At 69.5% G+C, this 18,628-nt stretch carries 19 protein-coding genes; 16 read left to right on the top strand and 3 right to left on the bottom strand.

What is annotated here, in order from left to right; translation table 11 throughout:
- Window positions 1-57: 57 nt before the first annotated feature.
- Complete coding sequence (locus DEU37_RS12955) at window positions 58-846, bottom strand: IclR family transcriptional regulator (RefSeq protein WP_121191045.1); 789 nt, start codon at window positions 844-846, stop codon at window positions 58-60.
- Window positions 847-952: 106 nt separating this feature from the next.
- Here DEU37_RS12955 and DEU37_RS12950 point away from each other — a divergent pair, with 106 nt between their 5' ends.
- From DEU37_RS12950 to DEU37_RS12935, 4 genes are all read left to right on the top strand, one after another.
- On the top strand, window positions 953-1,753 hold the full coding sequence (locus DEU37_RS12950) for a CoA transferase subunit A (RefSeq protein ID WP_121191044.1): 801 nt from the start codon (window positions 953-955) through the stop codon (window positions 1,751-1,753).
- A gap of 1 nt (window position 1,754) precedes the next feature.
- Window positions 1,755-2,408: a 3-oxoacid CoA-transferase subunit B gene (locus tag DEU37_RS12945; protein ID WP_005050087.1), complete on the top strand. Its 654-nt coding sequence runs from the start codon at window positions 1,755-1,757 to the stop codon at window positions 2,406-2,408.
- On the top strand, window positions 2,405-3,589 hold the full coding sequence (locus tag DEU37_RS12940; RefSeq protein ID WP_121191043.1) for an acetyl-CoA C-acyltransferase: 1,185 nt from the start codon (window positions 2,405-2,407) through the stop codon (window positions 3,587-3,589). Before DEU37_RS12945 ends, DEU37_RS12940 begins: the two co-directional genes overlap by 4 nt.
- Window positions 3,590-3,656: 67 nt before the next feature.
- Window positions 3,657-4,097, top strand: coding sequence for a GNAT family N-acetyltransferase (locus DEU37_RS12935; protein ID WP_121191042.1), 441 nt, complete (start codon window positions 3,657-3,659; stop codon window positions 4,095-4,097).
- 21 nt (window positions 4,098-4,118) lie between these two features.
- Here DEU37_RS12935 and DEU37_RS12930 read toward each other — a convergent pair whose 3' ends face one another.
- On the bottom strand, window positions 4,119-4,373 hold the full coding sequence (locus DEU37_RS12930) for a hypothetical protein (RefSeq protein WP_005050100.1): 255 nt from the start codon (window positions 4,371-4,373) through the stop codon (window positions 4,119-4,121).
- A 70-nt stretch (window positions 4,374-4,443) separates the two neighbouring features.
- On the opposite strand from DEU37_RS12930, the gene DEU37_RS12925 reads away from it, so the two are divergent.
- From DEU37_RS12925 to serA, 10 genes are all read left to right on the top strand, one after another.
- Window positions 4,444-5,838: a trehalose-6-phosphate synthase gene (locus DEU37_RS12925; protein ID WP_183043688.1), complete on the top strand. Its 1,395-nt coding sequence runs from the start codon at window positions 4,444-4,446 to the stop codon at window positions 5,836-5,838.
- Window positions 5,835-6,611 (top strand): trehalose-phosphatase, encoded by a 777-nt coding sequence (otsB, locus tag DEU37_RS12920; protein WP_121191040.1) that lies wholly within the window; start codon window positions 5,835-5,837, stop codon window positions 6,609-6,611. Before DEU37_RS12925 ends, otsB begins: the two co-directional genes overlap by 4 nt.
- Window positions 6,612-6,620: 9 nt before the next feature.
- Window positions 6,621-8,327 (top strand): dihydroxy-acid dehydratase, encoded by a 1,707-nt coding sequence (gene ilvD / locus DEU37_RS12915; protein WP_121191039.1) that lies wholly within the window; start codon window positions 6,621-6,623, stop codon window positions 8,325-8,327.
- Window positions 8,328-8,387: 60 nt separating this feature from the next.
- Window positions 8,388-10,187, top strand: coding sequence for an acetolactate synthase large subunit (locus DEU37_RS12910; RefSeq protein WP_121191038.1), 1,800 nt, complete (start codon window positions 8,388-8,390; stop codon window positions 10,185-10,187).
- A 1-nt stretch (window position 10,188) separates the two neighbouring features.
- On the top strand, window positions 10,189-10,698 hold the full coding sequence (ilvN, locus tag DEU37_RS12905; protein WP_036290481.1) for an acetolactate synthase small subunit: 510 nt from the start codon (window positions 10,189-10,191) through the stop codon (window positions 10,696-10,698).
- A 71-nt stretch (window positions 10,699-10,769) separates the two neighbouring features.
- On the top strand, window positions 10,770-11,795 hold the full coding sequence (ilvC, locus tag DEU37_RS12900) for a ketol-acid reductoisomerase (RefSeq protein ID WP_121191037.1): 1,026 nt from the start codon (window positions 10,770-10,772) through the stop codon (window positions 11,793-11,795).
- A gap of 103 nt (window positions 11,796-11,898) precedes the next feature.
- Window positions 11,899-12,624 (top strand): copper homeostasis protein CutC, encoded by a 726-nt coding sequence (locus tag DEU37_RS12895; protein WP_121191036.1) that lies wholly within the window; start codon window positions 11,899-11,901, stop codon window positions 12,622-12,624.
- Entirely contained in the window at window positions 12,621-13,136 is a 516-nt protein-coding gene (locus DEU37_RS12890; RefSeq protein ID WP_121191035.1) for a DNA polymerase III subunit gamma/tau, read from the top strand. The genes DEU37_RS12895 and DEU37_RS12890 overlap by 4 nt, the downstream gene beginning before the upstream one ends.
- Window positions 13,133-13,486: a bacitracin resistance protein gene (locus DEU37_RS12885; protein ID WP_121191034.1), complete on the top strand. Its 354-nt coding sequence runs from the start codon at window positions 13,133-13,135 to the stop codon at window positions 13,484-13,486. Before DEU37_RS12890 ends, DEU37_RS12885 begins: the two co-directional genes overlap by 4 nt.
- 104 nt (window positions 13,487-13,590) lie before the next feature.
- The gene (gene serA, locus DEU37_RS12880) at window positions 13,591-15,195 is read left to right on the top strand and encodes a phosphoglycerate dehydrogenase (protein ID WP_121191033.1); all 1,605 of its coding nucleotides are present in this window, start codon (window positions 13,591-13,593) and stop codon (window positions 15,193-15,195) included.
- 116 nt (window positions 15,196-15,311) lie between these two features.
- Here the strand turns inward: serA and DEU37_RS12875 are convergent, their stop codons facing one another.
- Window positions 15,312-15,854 carry a TetR/AcrR family transcriptional regulator gene (locus DEU37_RS12875; RefSeq protein ID WP_005050126.1) on the bottom strand — a complete coding sequence of 181 codons (543 nt, stop codon included), beginning with the start codon at window positions 15,852-15,854 and terminating at the stop codon, window positions 15,312-15,314.
- Between the two features lie 64 nt (window positions 15,855-15,918).
- Here DEU37_RS12875 and DEU37_RS12870 point away from each other — a divergent pair, with 64 nt between their 5' ends.
- Window positions 15,919-17,469: an MFS transporter gene (locus tag DEU37_RS12870; protein ID WP_121191032.1), complete on the top strand. Its 1,551-nt coding sequence runs from the start codon at window positions 15,919-15,921 to the stop codon at window positions 17,467-17,469.
- A 68-nt stretch (window positions 17,470-17,537) separates the two neighbouring features.
- A complete protein-coding gene (locus DEU37_RS12865) occupies window positions 17,538-18,590 on the top strand; it encodes a 3-isopropylmalate dehydrogenase (RefSeq protein WP_121191031.1) in 1,053 nt (350 codons plus the stop codon).
- Window positions 18,591-18,628 lie beyond the last annotated feature (38 nt).

Below are 18,628 nucleotides of genomic sequence, written 5' to 3'. Positions count from 1 at the left end.
CGGTGGTTTCTCGGGATCGCGGTGGTTTCTCGGCGGGGGATGCCGCGGCGGAGGCGGTTAGCGCCCGCCGGCGGCGATGCGGGTGGTCAGCTGGTGCGCGTGGGCGAGGAGCGTGCGTCCGAGGTCGGGAATGCGCTCGGGGGAGAAGCGGAAGTCGACACCCGTGAGACTGAGCGCCCACTGCGGGTGCCCCGCGCGCGTGAACACGGCCGCCCCGATGCCGTAGCTGCCTTCCACGATGAGCCCCGGGTTGAGGGCGTAGCCGCGGGCCTGCGTCTCGCGGAGACGCGCGCGCAGGCGCGGCTCGGCGTGCGCCGTGCCGTGACGCTCGGCGAGCTCGGGATGCCGCTCGAAGTACGCGTCCACATCGTGGGGCGGCAGGAACGCGAGGATGGCGAGCCCGGCCGACGCGACGCCCAGCGGGAAGCGGATGCCCTCCGACAGGACGAACGACCGGATGGGGAACGCGCCGTCCTCGCGGATGAGGCACACCGTCTCGTCGCCACGGCGCACCGACAGGAACGCGCTCTCCTCGGTGCGCACCGCCAGCGAGCGGACGATGTCGCGCGCGATGGCGGTGATGTCGTAGCGGGATGCCGCGACCGTGCCCATCAGATAGAGCTCCGGTCCCGGCATCCAAGCACCGGAGTGCTCGTCCTGGTCGACGAGGCCCTCGTGCCTCAGCGCGGTGAGCAGGCGGTGCGTGGTCGGGCGGGTCAGCTCAGCGCGGCGCGCGATCTCCGCGACCGAGAGGCCCTGCTCGCCCGCCGACGTGACGAGCCGCAGGAGTGCCGCCGCGCGTGCCACCGACTGTGCACCGGGGATGGTTCGTCGAGAGGACTCCACGATGTGGACAGTACGCGCCGCGGCATCCACATGGCAAGCGCCGACGTGCGCGGCCGTCTGCGACGGCGGAGGATGGAGGCGATACGCGGTGACAAAGGAGTGATTCGTGATCGACAAGACCTACCCGTCGGCGGCCGATGCGGTGGCCGACATCCCGGACGGCGCCTCGCTGGCCGTCGGCGGATTCGGCCTCTCGGGAAATCCCATCGCGCTCATCGAGGCGCTGCTGGCTCAGGGCACGCGCGATCTGTCGGTCGTCTCGAACAACTGCGGCGTCGACGACTGGGGCCTCGGCGTGCTGCTGAACGCGAAACGCATCCGCAAGATGACCTCCTCCTACGTCGGCGAGAACAAGGAGTTCGAGCGGCAGTTCCTCTCCGGCGAGCTCGAATTGGAGCTGACACCGCAGGGCACGCTCGCCGAAAAGCTCCGGGCCGGCGGCGCGGGGATTGCCGCCTTCTTCACCCAGACCGGCGTCGGCACCCAGGTCGCGGAGGGCGGACTGCCGCGCATGTACGACGGCGCCGGGGGCATCGCGGTCGCCTCGCCGCCGAAGGACGTCCGCACCTTCGCCGTCACCGGAGAGGAACGGGACTACGTGCTCGAGGAGGCGATCGTCACGGACTTCGCGCTCGTGCACGCCGCGAAGGGCGACACCCACGGCAACCTCGTCTTCCACAAGGCCGCCCGCAACTTCAATCCGCTCGCCGCCATGGCCGGGAGGGTCTGCATCGCGCAGGTCGAGGAGCTCGTCGCCCCCGGCGAACTCGACCCCGACGGCATCCATCTGCCCGGCATCTACGTGCACCGCATCGTGGAGGTCGGCACCGACATCGAGAAGCGCATCGAGCGCCGCACCGTCACGATCGACGACAGCGCCGATCGCGACATCCCGGAAGGAGCCTGAGATGGCGCTCACCCGCAACGAGATGGCTGCACGTGCGGCCGCCGAGCTGGCCGACGGGTCGTACGTGAACCTCGGCATCGGCCTGCCGACGCTCGTGCCGAACTTCGTGCCCGACGACGTGACCGTCGTGCTGCAGTCGGAGAACGGCATCCTCGGCGTCGGTCCGTACCCGACCGAGGCGCACGTCGACCCCGACCTCATCAACGCCGGCAAGGAGACCGTCACCGTCCTTCCGGGCGCCGCGTTCTTCGACTCGGCGCTGAGTTTCGGCATGATCCGCGGCGGCAAGATCGACGCGGCCATCCTCGGCGCGATGCAGGTGTCGGCCTCCGGAGACCTGGCGAACTGGATGATCCCCGGGAAGATGGTCAAGGGTCCGGGCGGCGCCATGGACCTCGTCCACGGTGCGGAGCGGGTGATCGTGCTGATGGAGCATGTCGCCCGCGACGGCTCGGCCAAGATCGTGAACGCCTGCTCGCTGCCGCTGACCGGACGCGGCGTGGTCGACCGCATCATCACCGACCTGGCCGTCATCGACGTCACGGACGGCGGCCTCGTCCTCATCGAGACGGCCCCCGGCGTGAGCGTCGACGAGGTCATCGCCGCCACCGAACCCGATCTGATCATCGCCGACGCACTCAAGGAGATCGCATGAGCACCGACGACATCGTCATCGTGGCCGCCGCCCGCACGCCGCAGGGGCGGCTCAAGGGGCAGCTCGGCTCCTTCACCGCGGCGCAGCTCGGCGGGTTCGCCATCGCCGGCGCGCTCGCGCAGGGCGCCATTGCCGCCGAGGCCGTGGATGCCGCGATCATGGGGCAGGTGCTGCCGGCCGGTTCCGGACAGAACCCGGCGCGCCAGGCGGCCCTCGCCGGCGGACTCGGCTGGGACGTCCCGGCATCCGCCGTCAACAAGGTGTGCCTGTCGGGCCTCACCGCGATCATCGACGCCAAGCGGATGATCGCCTCCGGCGACGCGAGGGTCGTCGTCGCGGGCGGCATGGAGTCGATGACGCGTGCGCCGCACCTGCTCATGGGCTCGCGCGAGGGCTGGAGCTACGGATCCGTCGAGGTGCTCGACCACATGGCCCACGACGGTCTGACCGACGCGTACGACCGCGAGAGCATGGGCGCGTCCACGGAGCGGCTGAACCCGCGCTTCGAGGTCACGCGCGAGCAGCAGGACCGCGTCGCCGCCCTGTCGCACCAGCGCGCCGCGGCGGCGCGGGATGCCGGGATCTTCGATGCCGAGATCGTCGGCGTCGAGGTGGCGCAACGCCGCGGTCCCGCGGTGACGATCACCACCGATGAGGGCATCCGCGACGAGACCACCGCCGAGACGCTCGCCGGTCTTCGCCCCGCATTCGCGCCCGACGGCTCGATCACGGCCGGCAACGCGTCGCAGATCTCCGACGGCGCCGCCGCCGTGGTGCTGACCACGCGCGCGCACGCCGACGCGAGCGGATGGCCGGTGCTTGCCGTGGTGGGCGCTGCCGGGCAGGTCGCCGGCCCCGACAACTCGTTGCACGCGCAGCCCGCGCGCGCGATCGCGCAGGCCCTGCAGCGGCAGCAGCTCGCGGCATCCGACCTGGATCTCGTCGAGATCAACGAGGCGTTCGGCGCGGTCGTCGCCTGCTCGCAGCGCGAGCTCGGTGTGGGGGAGGACGTCGTGAACATCCACGGCGGCGGCATCGCCCTCGGGCACCCGATCGGTGCCTCCGGCGCGCGGCTCATCGTCCACGCCGTGCACGAGCTCGTCCGCCGCGGTTCGGGCACGGCCGCGGTCGGCCTCTGCGGCGGGGGAGGCCAGGGGGAGGCGCTCCTGCTCACGCGCTGATCGTCATGAGCGGAGCGTGACGGCCGCGGAGGGCGGCGCTGGCACGGACCGCGGATAGTGTCGGCGTATGCCGATCATCACCTCCCTGACCGCATCCGACCGCGACGCGTGGCTGCCGCTGTGGAACGACTACCTGACCTTCTACGAGTCCGAGCTGACCGACGAGGTGACGGCGCTGGTGTTCGCGCGGCTCGCGGCGCAGGACGGGCTGCACGGGGCGATCGCACGCGACGACGACGGCCGGACGGTCGGCTTCGTGCACTGGCTCTTCCACCCGTCGACGTGGAGCAGCGGCCCGTACTGCTATCTCGAGGACCTGTTCGTCTCCCCGGACGTGCGCGGCGGCGGGGTGGGGCGCGCGCTCATCGCCCACGTCCGAGAGCAGGCGGTGGATGCCGGGGCCGCCAAGGTCTACTGGCTCACGCAGCAGGGCAACGCGACGGCACGCGCGCTCTATGACCGGGTCGCGACCGACACCGGCTTCGTGCACTACGAGATCGGGCTCTGATCTCGTCGTGGGTATCGGTGCTCAGCGCTGGAGGCGCGTGGCCAGCAGCTTCTGTTCCCTCCCACGGATGGGGGAGTCTGTCGAGACGACGCGCCCGCGTGAGGCGCGGTACGTGTCGACGATCGTGCCGATCGACAGCGCGAGCGTGATGCCCCAGCTCAGCCAGGCGAGCGCCTGACGCCAGGTGAACGGCACGTCGCCGCGCAGTCCGCGCAGCAGCGCGAGGCCGCTGGTCACGGCGGAGATGATCCCGGTCCCGAACAGGTACTTGCGCATGGGACCACGTTAGCCTGGAAGAACGCCTGCCGAGAGGAGCCGCGTGAGCGACCCGAAGTCAAAGGCCGACATGATCGTCGTGTCCAACCGTTTGCCCGTCGACCACGACCCCAGCGTCGAGGGCGGGTGGCGTCGCTCGCCCGGAGGTCTCGTCGCCGCGCTCGAGCCGGTGCTCCAGCAGACCGGGGGAGCGTGGGTCGGCTGGCCCGGGACCGCGGGGTTGGAGCTCGAGCCGTTCGAGCTCGACGGCATGGAGCTCGTCCCGGTGACGCTCACCGACGAGGACGTCGAGCTCTACTACGAGGGCTTCTCCAACGACACCATCTGGCCGCTGTATCACGACGTCATCTCGCCGCCCGCCTACCACCGCGAGTGGTGGGAAGCCTATGTCCGCGTCAACGAGCGGTTCGCCGCCGCCGCGGCATCCGTTGCCGCTCCCGGCGCGGTGGTGTGGGTTCAGGACTACCAGCTCCAGCTCGTCCCGCGGCTGCTGCGGGCGCTGCGCCCAGACGTGGTCATCGGCTACTTCCACCACATTCCCTTCCCGGCATACGGTCTGTTCGCTCAGCTGCCGTGGCGCAAGCACGTGCTGGCCGGCCTCGTCGGAGCCGACGTCATCGGCTTCCAGCGGGTGCAGGATGCCGGCAACTTCACGAACGCCGTGCGGCGCCAGTTGGGGTTCGAGACGAAGTCGGGCGCGATCCGCGTGGTCGCGGATGATGGTTCCGTGCGCACGGCCGTGGCGAAGGCGTACCCGATCTCGATCGACACGCAGCTCTACGACGAGGTCGCCCGGCGCCCCGAGGTCCAGGCGCGAGCGAAGGAGATCCGTGCGAGCCTCGGCGACCCGCAGACCGTGATCTTCGGCGTCGATCGCCTCGACTACACGAAGGGCATCGGCCATCGGCTCAAGGCCTACGGCGAGCTCCTCGAGGAGGGCCGCTTGGACGTCGAGGACGTCACGCTCGTCCAGGTCGCGAGCCCCAGTCGCGAGCGCGTCGCCGCATACATGCAGCTGCGCGACGAGATCGAGCTCACCGTGGGACGCATCAACGGCGACCACGACACCGTCGGCCACACCGCGATCCGGTATCTGCATCACTCGTACCCGCGCGAGGAGATGGTCGCCCTGTATCTCGCGGCCGACGTGATGCTCGTCACGGCGCTTCGCGACGGCATGAACCTCGTCGCGAAGGAGTATGTCGCCAGTCGCATCGACAGTCGCGGGGTGCTCGTGCTCAGCGAGTTCACCGGCGCCGCCGACGAGCTCTCGCAAGCCGTGAAGGTCAACCCCCACGACATCGACGGACTCAAGGACGCGATCATGGCGGCGGTCGAGATGCAGCCCGCCGAGCAGGCCCGCCGGATGCGGGGCCTGCGCCGGCGCGTGCGCGACCACGACGTCGCCGACTGGTCACGACGCTTCCTGGCCGACCTCGACGCCGTCCGGAAGCAGGACGCGTGAGCGGCTGGGAGCCCATCGCCGCCCTGGCGCGTGTCCCGCGGTTACTCGTCGCACTCGATTTCGACGGCACGCTCGCGCCCCTGGTCGACGAGCCGATGGCGGCGCGCATGAGCCAGGATGCGCGGGCAGCGGTCGAAGCCCTCGCACAGGCGCCGGGGACGACGGTCGCCTTGGTCTCGGGACGGACGCTGCGCGATTTGCGTGTGATCGCCGAGTACGACGACGACTCGCCGCTGCTTCTGGCCGGCTCGCACGGCGCGGAGCAGTGGCCGCCTCCGGGGGAGGCACCGGCCCCCGTGGACCCTCTGCTGCTCACGCAGCGCGACGACCTGCGCGCGCGTGCCGAGGCCATCGCTGCCGACGCCGACCGTGCCTGGGTCGAGCCGAAGGAGTTCGGCTTCGCGCTGCACACGCGCCTCGTTTCGGATGCCGCCGTCGCGCGCGGCGTGCAGGAGAAGATCGCGGCGCTCATGGCCGCGGAGGCTTCCGACTGGCGTCGTCGCGACGGCCACGACATCCTCGAGTACGCCTTCCGCGCCGAGGGCAAGGACGGCGCGGTCGCGCGGCTGCGCGCGCAGAAGGGTGCGAGCGCGGTGCTGTTCGCCGGCGACGACGTGACCGATGAGGACGCCTTGCGCAGTCTCCAGCCGGGTGACGTGGGTGTGCGGGTCGGCCCGGGTGAGACCGCGGCGACTGTTCGTGTCACCGGCATCCCCGAACTGGCGGCGCTGTTGACACGTCTGGCGCGCGAACGGGACACCCTGCGGGAATAGACTTCGAGGATGCCGGACAGCGATCCCTCCATCGACATCAAGCCCCGCAGTCGTGTCGTCACGGACGGCATCGAGGCGACGACCTCCCGCGGCATGCTGCGCGCCGTCGGCATGGGCGACGAGGACTGGGACAAGCCCCAGATCGGCATCGCGTCCAGCTGGAACGAGATCACGCCGTGCAACCTGAGCCTGGACAGGCTCGCGCAGGGTGCGAAGGAGGGCGTGCACGCCGGCGGCGGGTACCCCCTGCAGTTCGGAACGATCTCCGTCTCCGACGGCATCTCGATGGGTCACGAGGGCATGCACTTCTCGCTCGTGTCCCGTGAAGTCATCGCCGACTCGGTGGAGACCGTGGTCATGGCCGAGCGGCTCGACGGCACCGTGCTGCTCGCCGGCTGCGACAAGTCGATCCCCGGCATGCTCATGGCCTCTGCCCGCCTCGACCTGTCGAGCGTGTTCCTTTACGCGGGATCCATCGCGCCGGGCTGGGTGAAGCTGTCGGACGGCACCGAGAAGGACGTCACGATCATCGACTCGTTCGAAGCGGTCGGCGCGTGCCTTGCGGGGAAGATGAGCGAGGCCGACCTCAAGCGCATCGAGTGCGCGATCGCCCCCGGCGAGGGGGCGTGCGGTGGCATGTACACCGCGAACACGATGGCGTCCGTCGCCGAAGCCCTGGGGTTGAGCCTTCCGGGCTCGGCCGCGCCGCCCTCGGCCGACCGCCGCCGCGACTACTACGCGCACCGATCGGGCGAGGCCGTCGTCAATCTGCTGCGCCAGGGCATCACGACGCGCGACATCCTCACGAAAGAGGCGTTCGAGAACGCCATCGCCCTGGCCATGGCGCTCGGCGGCTCGACCAACGTCGTGCTGCACCTGCTCGCCATCGCCCGCGAAGCCGATGTCGAGCTGAGCCTGCACGACTTCAACCGCATCGGTGACAAGGTGCCGCACGTGGCGGATATGAAGCCGTTCGGTAAGTACGTGATGAACGACGTCGACCGACACGGCGGCATCCCCGTCATCATGAAGGCCATGCTCGACGAGGGACTGCTGCACGGCGACGCCCTCACGGTGACGGGCAAGACCCTCGCCGAAAACCTCGCCGAGCTCGATCCCGACCCGATCGACGGCACCGTCATCCACACCTTCGACGACCCGATCCACGCGACGGGCGGCATCACGATCCTCCACGGCTCACTGGCTCCCGAGGGCGCCGTCGTCAAGACCGCGGGCTTCGATGCGTCGGTGTTCGAGGGGCCCGCGCGGGTGTTCGAGCGGGAGCGCGCGGCGATGAACGCCCTGGAGGCGGGCGAGATCGCCGCGGGCAGCGTGATCGTCATCCGCTACGAGGGCCCGAAGGGCGGCCCCGGCATGCGCGAGATGCTCGCCATCACGGCGGCCATCAAGGGCGCGGGGCTCGGAAAAGATGTACTACTCTTGACGGACGGCAGATTCTCAGGCGGCACAACCGGCCTGTGCATCGGCCACATAGCACCCGAAGCGGTGGACGCAGGTCCCATCGCCTTCGTGCGCGATGGTGATCTGATACGGGTCGATATCGCGGCTCGCACTCTCGACCTACTCGTCGACGACGCAGAGCTGAACTCCCGCCGTGACGGCTGGGAGCCGCTTCCCCCGCGCTACACCCGTGGCGTTCTGGCCAAGTACTCGAAACTCGTGCGCTCCGCAGCGGAGGGCGCGACGACCGGCTGAGGCCGTGACACCCAGGGCGGGAAGTCGCCCTCACACGCATCTGACACCCGAGGTACCACTATGTCTCTCGACACCGCGGCCGTGCCGCGACCACCCGCCCGTGGAGCCGCCGCTCCGGTGATGACCGGAGCCCAGGCCGTCGTCCGCTCCCTCGACATGCTCGGGGTCACCGACGTGTTCGGGCTGCCCGGCGGCGCCATCATGCCCGTGTACGACCCGCTCATGGACGATGAGGCGGTCCGCCACATCCTCGTCCGTCACGAGCAGGGCGCCGGCCACGCCGCCGAAGGATACGCCGCGGTATCCGGACGCACCGGCGTCGCGATCGCGACGTCCGGTCCCGGCGCGACCAACCTCGTCACCGCGATCGCCGACGCCTACATGGATTCGGTTCCGCTCGTGTGCATCACCGGCCAGGTGTTCAGCCACCTCATGGGCACCGACGCCTTCCAGGAGGCGGACATCGTCGGCATCACCATGCCGATCACGAAGCACTCCTTCCTGGTCAAGACCGCCGAAGAGATTCCCGCCGCGATCGCGGCGGCGTTCGAGATCGCCTCGACGGGCCGGCCCGGACCCGTCCTCGTCGACATCACAAAGGATGCGCAGCAGGCCTCGGCACCGTTCGTGTGGCCCCCGAAGGTCGAGCTGCCCGGATACCGTCCCGTGACGAAGGCCCACGGCAAGCAGATCCAGGCGGCGGCGCAGCTGATCGCCCACGCCAAGAAGCCCGTGCTGTACGTCGGCGGCGGTGTCATCCGCGCGCGGGCCGCGGCGGAGCTGCGCGTGTTCGCCGAAGCGACCGGCGCCCCGGTCGTGACGACGCTGATGGCGCGGGGAGCGTTCCCCGATTCGCACCCGCAGAACCTCGGCATGCCCGGTATGCATGGCACGGTGCCGGCGGTGCTCGCGCTGCAGGAATCCGACCTCATCGTCGCCCTGGGCGCGCGCTTCGACGACCGCGTCACCGGGAAGGCCGATGAATTCGCGCCGAACGCGCAGGTCGTCCACGTCGACATCGATCCCGCGGAGATCTCGAAGATCCGCACGGCCGACGTGCCGATCGTGGGGGATCTGAAGGAGGTCCTCGTCGACCTGGATGCCGCGTTCCAGAGCGCTCGGGCCGACCACACGCCCGACATCGCGGAGTGGTGGGCGTACCTCGACGGCTTGGTCACCGAGTTCCCGCTGGGCTACGCCGAACCCGAAGACGGTCTGCTCGCTCCGCAGTACGTCATCAAGCGCATCGGTGAGCTCACCGGCCCCGAGGCCGTTTACGCCGCCGGCGTCGGACAGCATCAGATGTGGGCTGCGCAGTTCATCAGCTACGAGCGTCCCAACGCGTGGCTCAACTCCGGCGGCGCCGGAACGATGGGCTATTCGGTGCCGGCCGCGATGGGCGCCAAGGTCGCCGAGCCCGACCGCGTCGTGTGGGCGATCGACGGCGACGGCTGCTTCCAGATGACGAATCAGGAACTGGCCACGTGCGTGCTGAACGACATCCCGATCAAGGTCGCGATCATCAACAACTCGAGCCTCGGCATGGTGCGCCAGTGGCAGACGCTGTTCTTCGCGGGACGTCACTCCAACACCGATCTCAACACGGGTCACGGGACGGTGCGCGTGCCCGATTTCGTGAAGCTCGCGGAGGCCTATGGCTGCCTCGGCATCCGTGTGGAGAAGCTCGAAGAGGTGGATGCCGCCATCACGCTGGCACTCGAGACGAACGATCGACCGGTCGTGATCGACTTCGTCGTGTCGGCCGACGCGATGGTGTGGCCGATGGTCCCGCAGGGCGTCAGCAACAGCTTCGTCCAGTACGCCCGCGATCATGCGCCCAGCTTCGACGGGGAGGACTGAGATGAGCCGTCATGTCCTGAGTCTTCTGGTCGAGAACAAGCCGGGTCTGCTGACCCGGGTGGCCGGCCTGTTCGCCCGCCGCGGCTTCAACATCGAGTCGCTCGCGGTGGGCGTCACCGAGGTGCCCGGCCTGTCGCGCATCACGGTCGTCGTCGACGTCGAGGAGCTCCCGCTGGAGCAGGTGACCAAGCAGCTGAACAAGCTGATCAACGTCATCAAGATCGTCGAACTGGAGCCGGCGGCGTCCGTACAGCGCGAACACATGCTGATCAAGGTGCGCGCCGACAACCAGACGCGCTCCAACGTGATCGAGGTCGTGAACCTCTTCCGTGCGTCCGTGGTCGACTATGCGACGGACGCCCTCGTCGTCGAGGTCACGGGTGATCGCGGCAAGATCGACGCCATCCTTCGCGCCCTCGAGCCGTTCGGCATCAAGGAGCTCGCCCAGTCGGGCCTGTTGGCCATCGGCCGCGGCGGCAAGTCCATCACCGAACGCGTCCTGCGCGGCTGATTCCCTCACGGGCGCCTCGACTCGCTGCGCCCGCTCAATGACCGGAAAGAAATCAAGGAGAAACACACACCATGGCTGAGATCTTCTACGACTCCGACGCCGACCTGTCCGTCATCCAGAACAAGAAGGTCGCGATCGTCGGCTACGGCTCGCAGGGACACGCGCACGCGCAGAACCTCCGCGACTCGGGCGTCGAGGTCGTCATCGCGCTCAAGGACGGCTCGAAGTCGATCGCGAAGGCCCAGGAGGACGGCTTCGAGGTGAAGAACGTCGCCGATGCCACCGCATGGGCCGACCTGATCATGATCCTCGCGCCCGACCAGCACCAGCGCGGCATCTACAGCGAGAGCATCCTGCCGAACCTGTCGGCCGGCAAGACCCTGGCCTTCGCCCACGGCTTCAACATCCGCTTCGGCTACATCGACGCCCCCGAGGGTGTCGACGTGATCCTCGTCGCCCCGAAGGCGCCGGGGCACACCGTGCGTCGCGAGTTCGTCGCCGGTCGCGGCATCCCCGACATCATCGCCGTCGAGCGCGACGCCTCGGGCCACGCCTGGCAGAGCGCGCTGTCGTACGCGAAGGCGATCGGCGGCACGCGCGCCGGCGTCATCAAGACCACGTTCACCGAAGAGACCGAGACCGACCTGTTCGGTGAGCAGGCCGTGCTCTGTGGCGGCGTGTCCCAGCTCGTCCAGTACGGTTTCGAGACGCTGACCGAGGCCGGTTATCAGCCGCAGATCGCCTACTTCGAGGTGCTGCACGAGCTCAAGCTCATCGTCGACCTCATGTGGGAGGGCGGCATCGCCAAGCAGCGCTGGTCGGTCTCCGACACCGCGGAGTACGGCGACTACGTCTCGGGCCCGCGCGTCATCGACCCGCGCGTCAAGGAGAACATGCAGGGCGTTCTCGCCGACATCCAGTCCGGCGCATTCGCGGAGCGCTTCATCGGCGACCAGGATGCCGGAGCTCCCGAGTTCCAGGAGCTGCGTGCGAAGGCCGCCGCCCACCCGATCGAGGCCGTCGGCAAGGACCTGCGCGCCCTGTTCGCGTGGAAGCAGCAGGACGCCGACTACACCGAGGGCTCCGCCGCGCGCTGACCTCGTCCAGACCTCGGCACACCCGCCGAGCAGGCTTGCGAAAGCCATACCGGCCCGGTCCCCACACAAGGGGGCCGGGCCTTTCGCTTGCTAGCGTGACGGCATGACTGTCGCGTTGGAGATCGCCGTTCAGGATGCCGCGGGAGCCCGCGCCGCCATCGCCGCCGGAGCGGACCGCCTGGAGCTGTGTCAGGCCCTCGCCGTCGGCGGGCTCACGCCGTCGATCGCGTTGGTGGAGACGGCCGTCGCCGCCGTGGGCGGGGGACGCGTCAACGTGCTCGTGCGCCCTCGCGCAGGGGGCTTCGTCTACGACGGCGACGAGATCACCCTTGTCGCGGCGGACATCCGAGCAGCGATGGCCGCGGGCGCAGCCGGTGTCGTCGTCGGTGCGCTGACCGACGACGGGCACGTCGACGCGCAGGCGCTGCGCAGGTGGAGGGATGCCGCCGGCAACGGCACGCTCGTGTTCCACCGCGCGATCGACGCGGCCCCCTCACCGCTCGCCGTCCTCGACGAGCTCGCGGCGATCGGCGTCGACCGTGTGCTGACCTCGGGCGGCGCCGCCCGCTCCGTCGACGGCACGGAGGTGCTGCGACGCCTGGTCGCGGCGGACACCGGTATCGAGATCATGCCCGGCGGCGGCATCCGCGTCGGCGACATCGCGCGCATCGTCGCCGTGGGCGTCGACGCCGTGCATCTGTCCGCCCGCGCCGTCACCGGTCTCGACGTGCCGTCGGGGCCCGGGGGAGGAGCGGGCGGCCACGACGTCACCGACCCGGTCGTGGTGGCGGCGGCAGCGGCCGCTGTCCGCAGTACGCTTTCGGAGTGAGCACGCCACGTGATGACGACGCCCTGAGCTGGGACGGCGACGATGACCCCACTCTCGAGGTGGGCCACCGACCCGCCGCCGAGCCGGTGACCGCCCCGACGGCCGCGCCCGAGCCGGCCGCGCTTCCCGACGGATTCACGGCCGTCGGCAAGGGCAGCACCACCGTCGGCCACATCGATGCCGACGGCACCGTCACGATGCCCGACGCGCCGACGCAGATGTCGAACGCGATGCTCGTGACCCTCGGCATCCTCGCCGGCGCTTACCTCCTGTTCACCATCGGCTGGATCATCGGCGGGTTGCGTCTGCAGGGCACGGCAGAGTTCCTCGTCAGCCCGGTCGGGTACGCGGCCGCCCTGTGGCTCGCCGTTGCGGCGGCGCCGGTGTGGTTCCTCACGGTGTTCGTCCTCACCCGCGCCGCGAAGGCCTGGGTGCGCGTGCTGCTGCTGGTCGGCGGTCTCGCGCTGCTCGTACCGTGGCCGTTCATCCTCGTCGGGGCGGTGGGACGATGACCACGAACGCCCCCACGCCCTCCCGCACGCGTGCCCTGCCCACCTGGCTGATCGTCGCCATCTCCGTCGTGTTCGGGCTGTTCTACGCGTACTTCGTGTGGAACGCCGTCGGCTTCCTCTCGCAGGCCGCATCGGGCGCTCAGCCGCTGAACGCCTACGGCTGGTTCGTGCTGCTGCTGTCGGTCGTCTTCCCGCTGATCGCGTTCGGCGTCGCCTTCGCCGTCGGCTGGCGGCGGACGTGGTGGGAGTTCGCCCTCGTCCTCATCACCGGTCTGTGTGTCGTGGCGGTGTTCTGGCTGAACATCCTGACGTACACCGTGGGGCCGTCCGGCTCGTCGATGCTCGGCTGATCCCACGCTTTTGCCCGGCCGTCACACGGTCGGGGGCAGGGTGGTGCGACCGGTAGGCTGGCATCCTTCCACCCGCTCCGATCCTGCGCAAAGGTCCTGCCGCTGTGTCCAAGCCTGTCGTCCTCATCGCCGAAGAACTCTCACCCGCCACGATCGATGCCCTGGGGCCGGACTTCGATGTCCGTCAGGTCGACGGCACCGACCGTCCCGCGCTCCTGTCGGCTCTGGCCGACGCCCACGCCATCCTGATCCGATCGGCGACGAAGGTGGATGCCGAGGCGATCGCAGCGGCTCCAGTACTCAAGGTCGTCGCGCGTGCCGGCGTCGGACTCGACAACGTCGACATCAAGGCCGCCACGGCCGCGGGCGTCATGGTCGTCAACGCGCCGACCTCCAACATCATCTCGGCAGCCGAGCTGACGATCGGGCACATCCTGAGCCTTGCCCGTCACATCCCCGCCGCTCACGCGTCGCTGGCCGCCGGCGCCTGGAAGCGCAGCTCGTTCACGGGCACAGAGCTCTTCGAGAAGACCGTGGGCATCATCGGTCTCGGCCGCATCGGCGCCCTCATCGCCGCACGTCTGCAGGCATTCGGCGTGAGCGTCGTGGCGTACGACCCGTATGTCACGCCGACGCGCGCCCAGCAGCTCGGCGTGACGCTTCTCGGTCTCGATGACCTGCTCGCGCAGAGTGACTTCATCACGATCCACATGCCCAAGACGCCCGAGACGACCGGCATGATCGGCGCGGCGCAGTTCGCGCGCATGAAGCCGACCGCGTACGTCGTCAACGTCGCGCGCGGTGGACTCATCGATGAGGAGGCGCTCTACACGGCGTTGACCACGGGGGAGATCGCCGGCGCCGGACTCGACGTGTTCACGAGCGAGCCCCCGAAGCCCGACGGCACCGCGTTCCCGCTCCTCTCGCTTCCGAACGTCGTGGTGACCCCGCACCTCGGCGCCTCCACCGACGAGGCGCAGGAGAAGGCCGGCATCTCCGTCGCCCGATCGGTCAAACTCGCCCTCGAAGGCGACCTCGTGCCCGATGCGGTCAACGTCGCCGGAGGAGTCATCGACCCGTTCGTGCGTCCCGGCATCGCTCTCGTCGAGCAGCTCGGTCAGGTCTTCTCCGGCCTTGCGACCAGCGCCCTCACGAGCCTGGACATCGAGGTGCGCGGCGAGCTCGCCGCCTACGACGTCAGCGTCTACCGCCTCGCGGCGCTGAAGGGCATCTTCACGAAGATCGTCAGCGAGAACGTGTCCTACGTGAACGCGCCGTTGTTCGCCGAGCAGCGCGGCATCGAGACCCGTCTCATCGTCGAGGCCGACAGCCCGCTCTATCGCAACATCACGATTCTGCGCGGCACGCTGTCGGACGGAACGGTGCTCGAGGTTGCGGGAACCCTGGCCGGAACCCGCATGGTCCCCAAGATCGTCGGCATCAACGGCTACGAGATCGAGGTTCCGATCGAGAAGCACCACATCCTCATGCGCTACGCAGACCGCCCCGGCATCGTCGCGATCTACGGCCAGAAGCTGGGGGAGGCGGGCATCAACATCGCCGGTCTGTTCGTCGCTCAGCCCGACGCCTCGGGCCGTGCGCTCTCGGTTCTCACGGTCGACCAGCCCGTGCCGGACGCGATCCTCGACGACACGCGACAGGCGATCGGCGCAGACCTCTTCCGTCAGCTGGAGATCGTCGAGGCCTGATCCCGCGGCGCGGGACGTTTCGACTCGCTGCGCTCGCTCAACGACCGGTGTGCGTTCTTTCCGCCTCCACCCCCGGTCGTTGAGCGAGGAGCGCGGCGACGAGTCGAAACGGGGGGTCAGCGGACGGCGCGCTCGACCAGGGCGACCAGCGCCTTCAGCGCGTCGCCACGGGGGACCGGTCCGGGGATCGATCCGCCCGACAGGGCGTTGTTGAAGTACAGGCCGTCGCCGACGAGCATCACGAGATCGAGCGCCGCGCCCTCGGGGGCGTAGGGACGCAGCGCGTCAGCCCACTTCTCCCGCACCTCCCGCAATGCCTCGGCGGCGTGGCCGTTGCCGCCCTGCGCGAGGCGCGAGGTGGCGAGGATGACGCGGTCGATCGGATCGTTCGACATGACGGATGAATGCAGATAGTGGGCGATGGGGCCGCCCGGGTAGCTCGACATCGCCGCGACGTCCTCGTCGACGAGGGTCTGGAGGCGTTCGATCAGGCCCGCCTCGAGCATCTCCTTCGAGGCGAAGTGGTAGAGCAGGCCACCTTTGGAGACCCCGGCTGCGCGCGCCGTGGCATCCATCGTCGCCGCGCGTTCACCCTCGTCCACGAGGATCGCCTCGAAGGCGTCGAGCACCTTCTCGCGGGCCAGGGGAGGGCGACTCATGGTGTCGATCGTATCGAGCGCTCGGTGTCCATGTCTGTTACTATACCGGCTGGACGGTTTATAAATGATGACACTGACTGAAGAGATCACCCTGGCCGAGTCGAACGGCAAGCGGGTCGGATGGCGCGGCTGGCTCGCACTGATCGTGCTGATGCTGCCGGTTCTGCTCGTTTCCGTGGACAACACGGTGCTGAGCTTCGCCCTGCCCGATATCGCTCTGAGCCTGAAGCCCTCCAGTGCCCAGCAGCTGTGGATCATCGACGCCTACCCGCTTGTGCTGGCGGGGCTGCTGGTGACGATGGGCACGCTCGGCGACCGGTTCGGACGTCGACGGATGCTGCTGATCGGTGCGTCGGGCTTCGCCGCCGTGTCCGTGCTGGCCGCCTTCGCTCCCAGCGCAGCCTGGCTGATCGCGGCTCGCGCGGGAATGGGCGTGTTCGGCGCGATGCTCATGCCGTCCACGCTGTCTCTGCTGCGCAGCATCTTCACCGACCGCGACCAACGCCGCATGGCGATCGCGGTGTGGGCGTCGATGTTCTCCGCCGGAGCGGCCCTGGGACCGATCGTCGGCGGCATCCTGCTCGAGCACTTCGCCTGGGGCTCGGTGTTCCTCATGTCGGTTCCGGTGCTCGTCCCGCTGCTGATCCTCGCGCCGCTGCTGGTTCCCGAGAGTCGCGATCCGCACCCGGGCCGCATCGACCCGGTCAGCATCGCCCTGTCGATGCTGACGATGGTGCCGATCGTCTACGCGATCAAGGAGGTCGCGGTGCACGGCTTCGGGGTGCTGCCGGTGGTGCTCACGGCGGCCGGACTCGGCTTCGGGGTCGCGTTCGTACGCCGCCAGCTCGCCTCGGAGCAGCCCATGCTCGACATGCGGCTGTTCGCGCGCGGCACCTTCAGTGGCGCGCTGCTGGTGAACCTCCTCAGCGTCGTGTCCCTCGTCGGCTTCCTGTACTTCGTCGCGCAGCATCTGCAGCTGATCGTCGGCCTGTCGCCGATGGAGGCAGGATTCGCTTTGGTGCCCGGCATGGCTGCGATGATCGTCGCCGGCCTCCTCGTCGTCCCGATCGCGCGGCGCGTCTCGGCGCGCGTGGTCGTGCCGGTCGCGCTGACGTTCTCGGTCGTGGCCTACCTGCTCGTCCCCGGCGCGGTCGGCGACGGCGCCCTGGGCCTGCTGATCGCCGCCTTCGTCCTGCTCGGCATCGGCATCGGTGCCGCCGAGACGGTGTCGAACGAGCTCATTCTCGCCAGTGCGCCTCCCGCCAAGGCCGGCGCGGCCAGCGCCGTGTCGGAGACGGCGTACGAGCTGGGCGCCGTCCTGGGCACGGCGGTGCTCGGCGGCATCCTGACGGCGGCCTATCGAACCGGCATCGTGCTTCCGGCGGGGGTCGAAGGGGCGGCGGCGGATGCCGCGCGCGAGACTCTGGCGGGGGCGATGACGGTCGCGGGCTCGCTCGACGGCGCCACTGCCGATGCGCTGCGCGCGGCGGCCGCACACGCCTTCGACGCGGGCGTCGGCATCACCGCGGTGATCGGAGCCGTGCTCGTCGCCATCGCCGCGGTCATCGCGGCCACTACGCTGAAAGGGTCCCGCAGCGCCCACGTCGATCACTGATCGTCCCGACGGACGTCGACATCGACGGCGCCGCGCGTGCCCGAGTACGAGCAGTGTCGAGGAGTTCCATGTCGCGTGTCATCAAGCTGGCCGTCATTCCGGGTGACGGCATCGGTCCCGAGGTCGTCGCAGAGGCGGAGAAGGTGCTCGATGCCGTGACCGCGGCATCCGAGGTCACCTTCGACGAGACACGCTTCTCGCTCGGCGCCGCGCGCTACCTCGACACGGGTGACACGCTCACCGACGATGATCTGGCCGCCATCGCGGCGCACGACGCAATCCTCCTCGGCGCCGTCGGAGGTGTGCCGGGCGATCCACGTCTGAAGGACGCGAACATCGAGCGCGGACTGCTTCTGAAGCTGCGCTTCTCGCTCGACCACTACGTCAACCTCCGCCCGTCCAAGCTGTATCCGGGTGCGCCCGGACCGCTCGCCGATCCCGGGCAGATCGACTTCGTGGTCGTTCGGGAAGGCACGGAGGGCCCCTACGTCGGCAACGGCGGATCGATCCGCACCGGTACGCCGCACGAGGTGGCCAACGAGACCTCGGTCAACACGGCCTTCGGCATCGAGCGCGTCGTCCGCTACGCCTTCGCCCAGGCGGAGCGCCGACGCAAGAAGGTGACGCTCGTGCACAAGACGAACGTCCTCGTTCACGCCGGCGGCATGTGGAAACGGATCGTGGATGCCGTGGCGTCGGAGCACCCCGAGGTGACCGTAGACTATGTGCACATCGACGCGGCCACCATCTATCTGGTCACGAACCCGGGCCGCTTCGATGTGATCGTCACCGACAACCTCTTCGGAGACATCCTCACCGACTTGGCCGGCGCCGTCACCGGAGGCATCGGCCTCGCCGCTTCGGGGAACATCAACCCCGACGGCGCGTTCCCCTCGATGTTCGAGCCCGTGCACGGCTCGGCGCCGGACATCGCAGGACAGCAGAAGGCCGATCCCACGGCCGCGATCCTCTCCGTCGCCCTCATGCTCGACCATCTCGGGCTCGCCGACGAAGCCGCACGCGTCACCCGCGCCGTCGAGGAGGACATCGCCCACAGGGGCTCCGCGCCCCGCACCACCGCTCAGGTCGGCGACGCCATCGCGGCCGCGGTCCAGGCGTAGCCTGGAACCGCCGCACGTACGCCGACCGCTCACACCCT

The sequence above is a fragment of the Microbacterium sp. AG790 genome (assembly GCF_003634765.1).
Classification (GTDB): domain Bacteria; phylum Actinomycetota; class Actinomycetes; order Actinomycetales; family Microbacteriaceae; genus Microbacterium.
The sequence above is the reverse complement of the archived record's forward strand: the minus strand, read 5'-3'. Positions and strand labels throughout refer to the sequence as shown.

What these genes read in the sequence shown, in the direction of transcription:
- DEU37_RS12935 (WP_121191042.1), top strand. Translation starts at nt 3,657, where the DNA reads ATGCCGATCATCACCTCCCTGACCGCATCCGACCGCGACGCGTGGCTG.
- DEU37_RS12895 (WP_121191036.1), top strand. Translation starts at nt 11,899, where the DNA reads ATGACTGTCGCGTTGGAGATCGCCGTTCAGGATGCCGCGGGAGCCCGC.
- ilvN (WP_036290481.1), top strand. Translation starts at nt 10,189, where the DNA reads ATGAGCCGTCATGTCCTGAGTCTTCTGGTCGAGAACAAGCCGGGTCTG.
- DEU37_RS12910 (WP_121191038.1), top strand. Translation starts at nt 8,388, where the DNA reads ATGTCTCTCGACACCGCGGCCGTGCCGCGACCACCCGCCCGTGGAGCC.
- DEU37_RS12870 (WP_121191032.1), top strand. Translation starts at nt 15,919, where the DNA reads ATGATGACACTGACTGAAGAGATCACCCTGGCCGAGTCGAACGGCAAG.
- DEU37_RS12875 (WP_005050126.1), bottom strand. Translation starts at nt 15,854, where the DNA reads ATGAGTCGCCCTCCCCTGGCCCGCGAGAAGGTGCTCGACGCCTTCGAG.
- ilvC (WP_121191037.1), top strand. Translation starts at nt 10,770, where the DNA reads ATGGCTGAGATCTTCTACGACTCCGACGCCGACCTGTCCGTCATCCAG.
- DEU37_RS12945 (WP_005050087.1), top strand. Translation starts at nt 1,755, where the DNA reads ATGGCGCTCACCCGCAACGAGATGGCTGCACGTGCGGCCGCCGAGCTG.
- DEU37_RS12865 (WP_121191031.1), top strand. Translation starts at nt 17,538, where the DNA reads ATGTCGCGTGTCATCAAGCTGGCCGTCATTCCGGGTGACGGCATCGGT.
- DEU37_RS12885 (WP_121191034.1), top strand. Translation starts at nt 13,133, where the DNA reads ATGACCACGAACGCCCCCACGCCCTCCCGCACGCGTGCCCTGCCCACC.
- DEU37_RS12930 (WP_005050100.1), bottom strand. Translation starts at nt 4,373, where the DNA reads ATGCGCAAGTACCTGTTCGGGACCGGGATCATCTCCGCCGTGACCAGC.
- DEU37_RS12940 (WP_121191043.1), top strand. Translation starts at nt 2,405, where the DNA reads ATGAGCACCGACGACATCGTCATCGTGGCCGCCGCCCGCACGCCGCAG.
- ilvD (WP_121191039.1), top strand. Translation starts at nt 6,621, where the DNA reads ATGCCGGACAGCGATCCCTCCATCGACATCAAGCCCCGCAGTCGTGTC.
- DEU37_RS12925 (WP_183043688.1), top strand. Translation starts at nt 4,444, where the DNA reads ATGATCGTCGTGTCCAACCGTTTGCCCGTCGACCACGACCCCAGCGTC.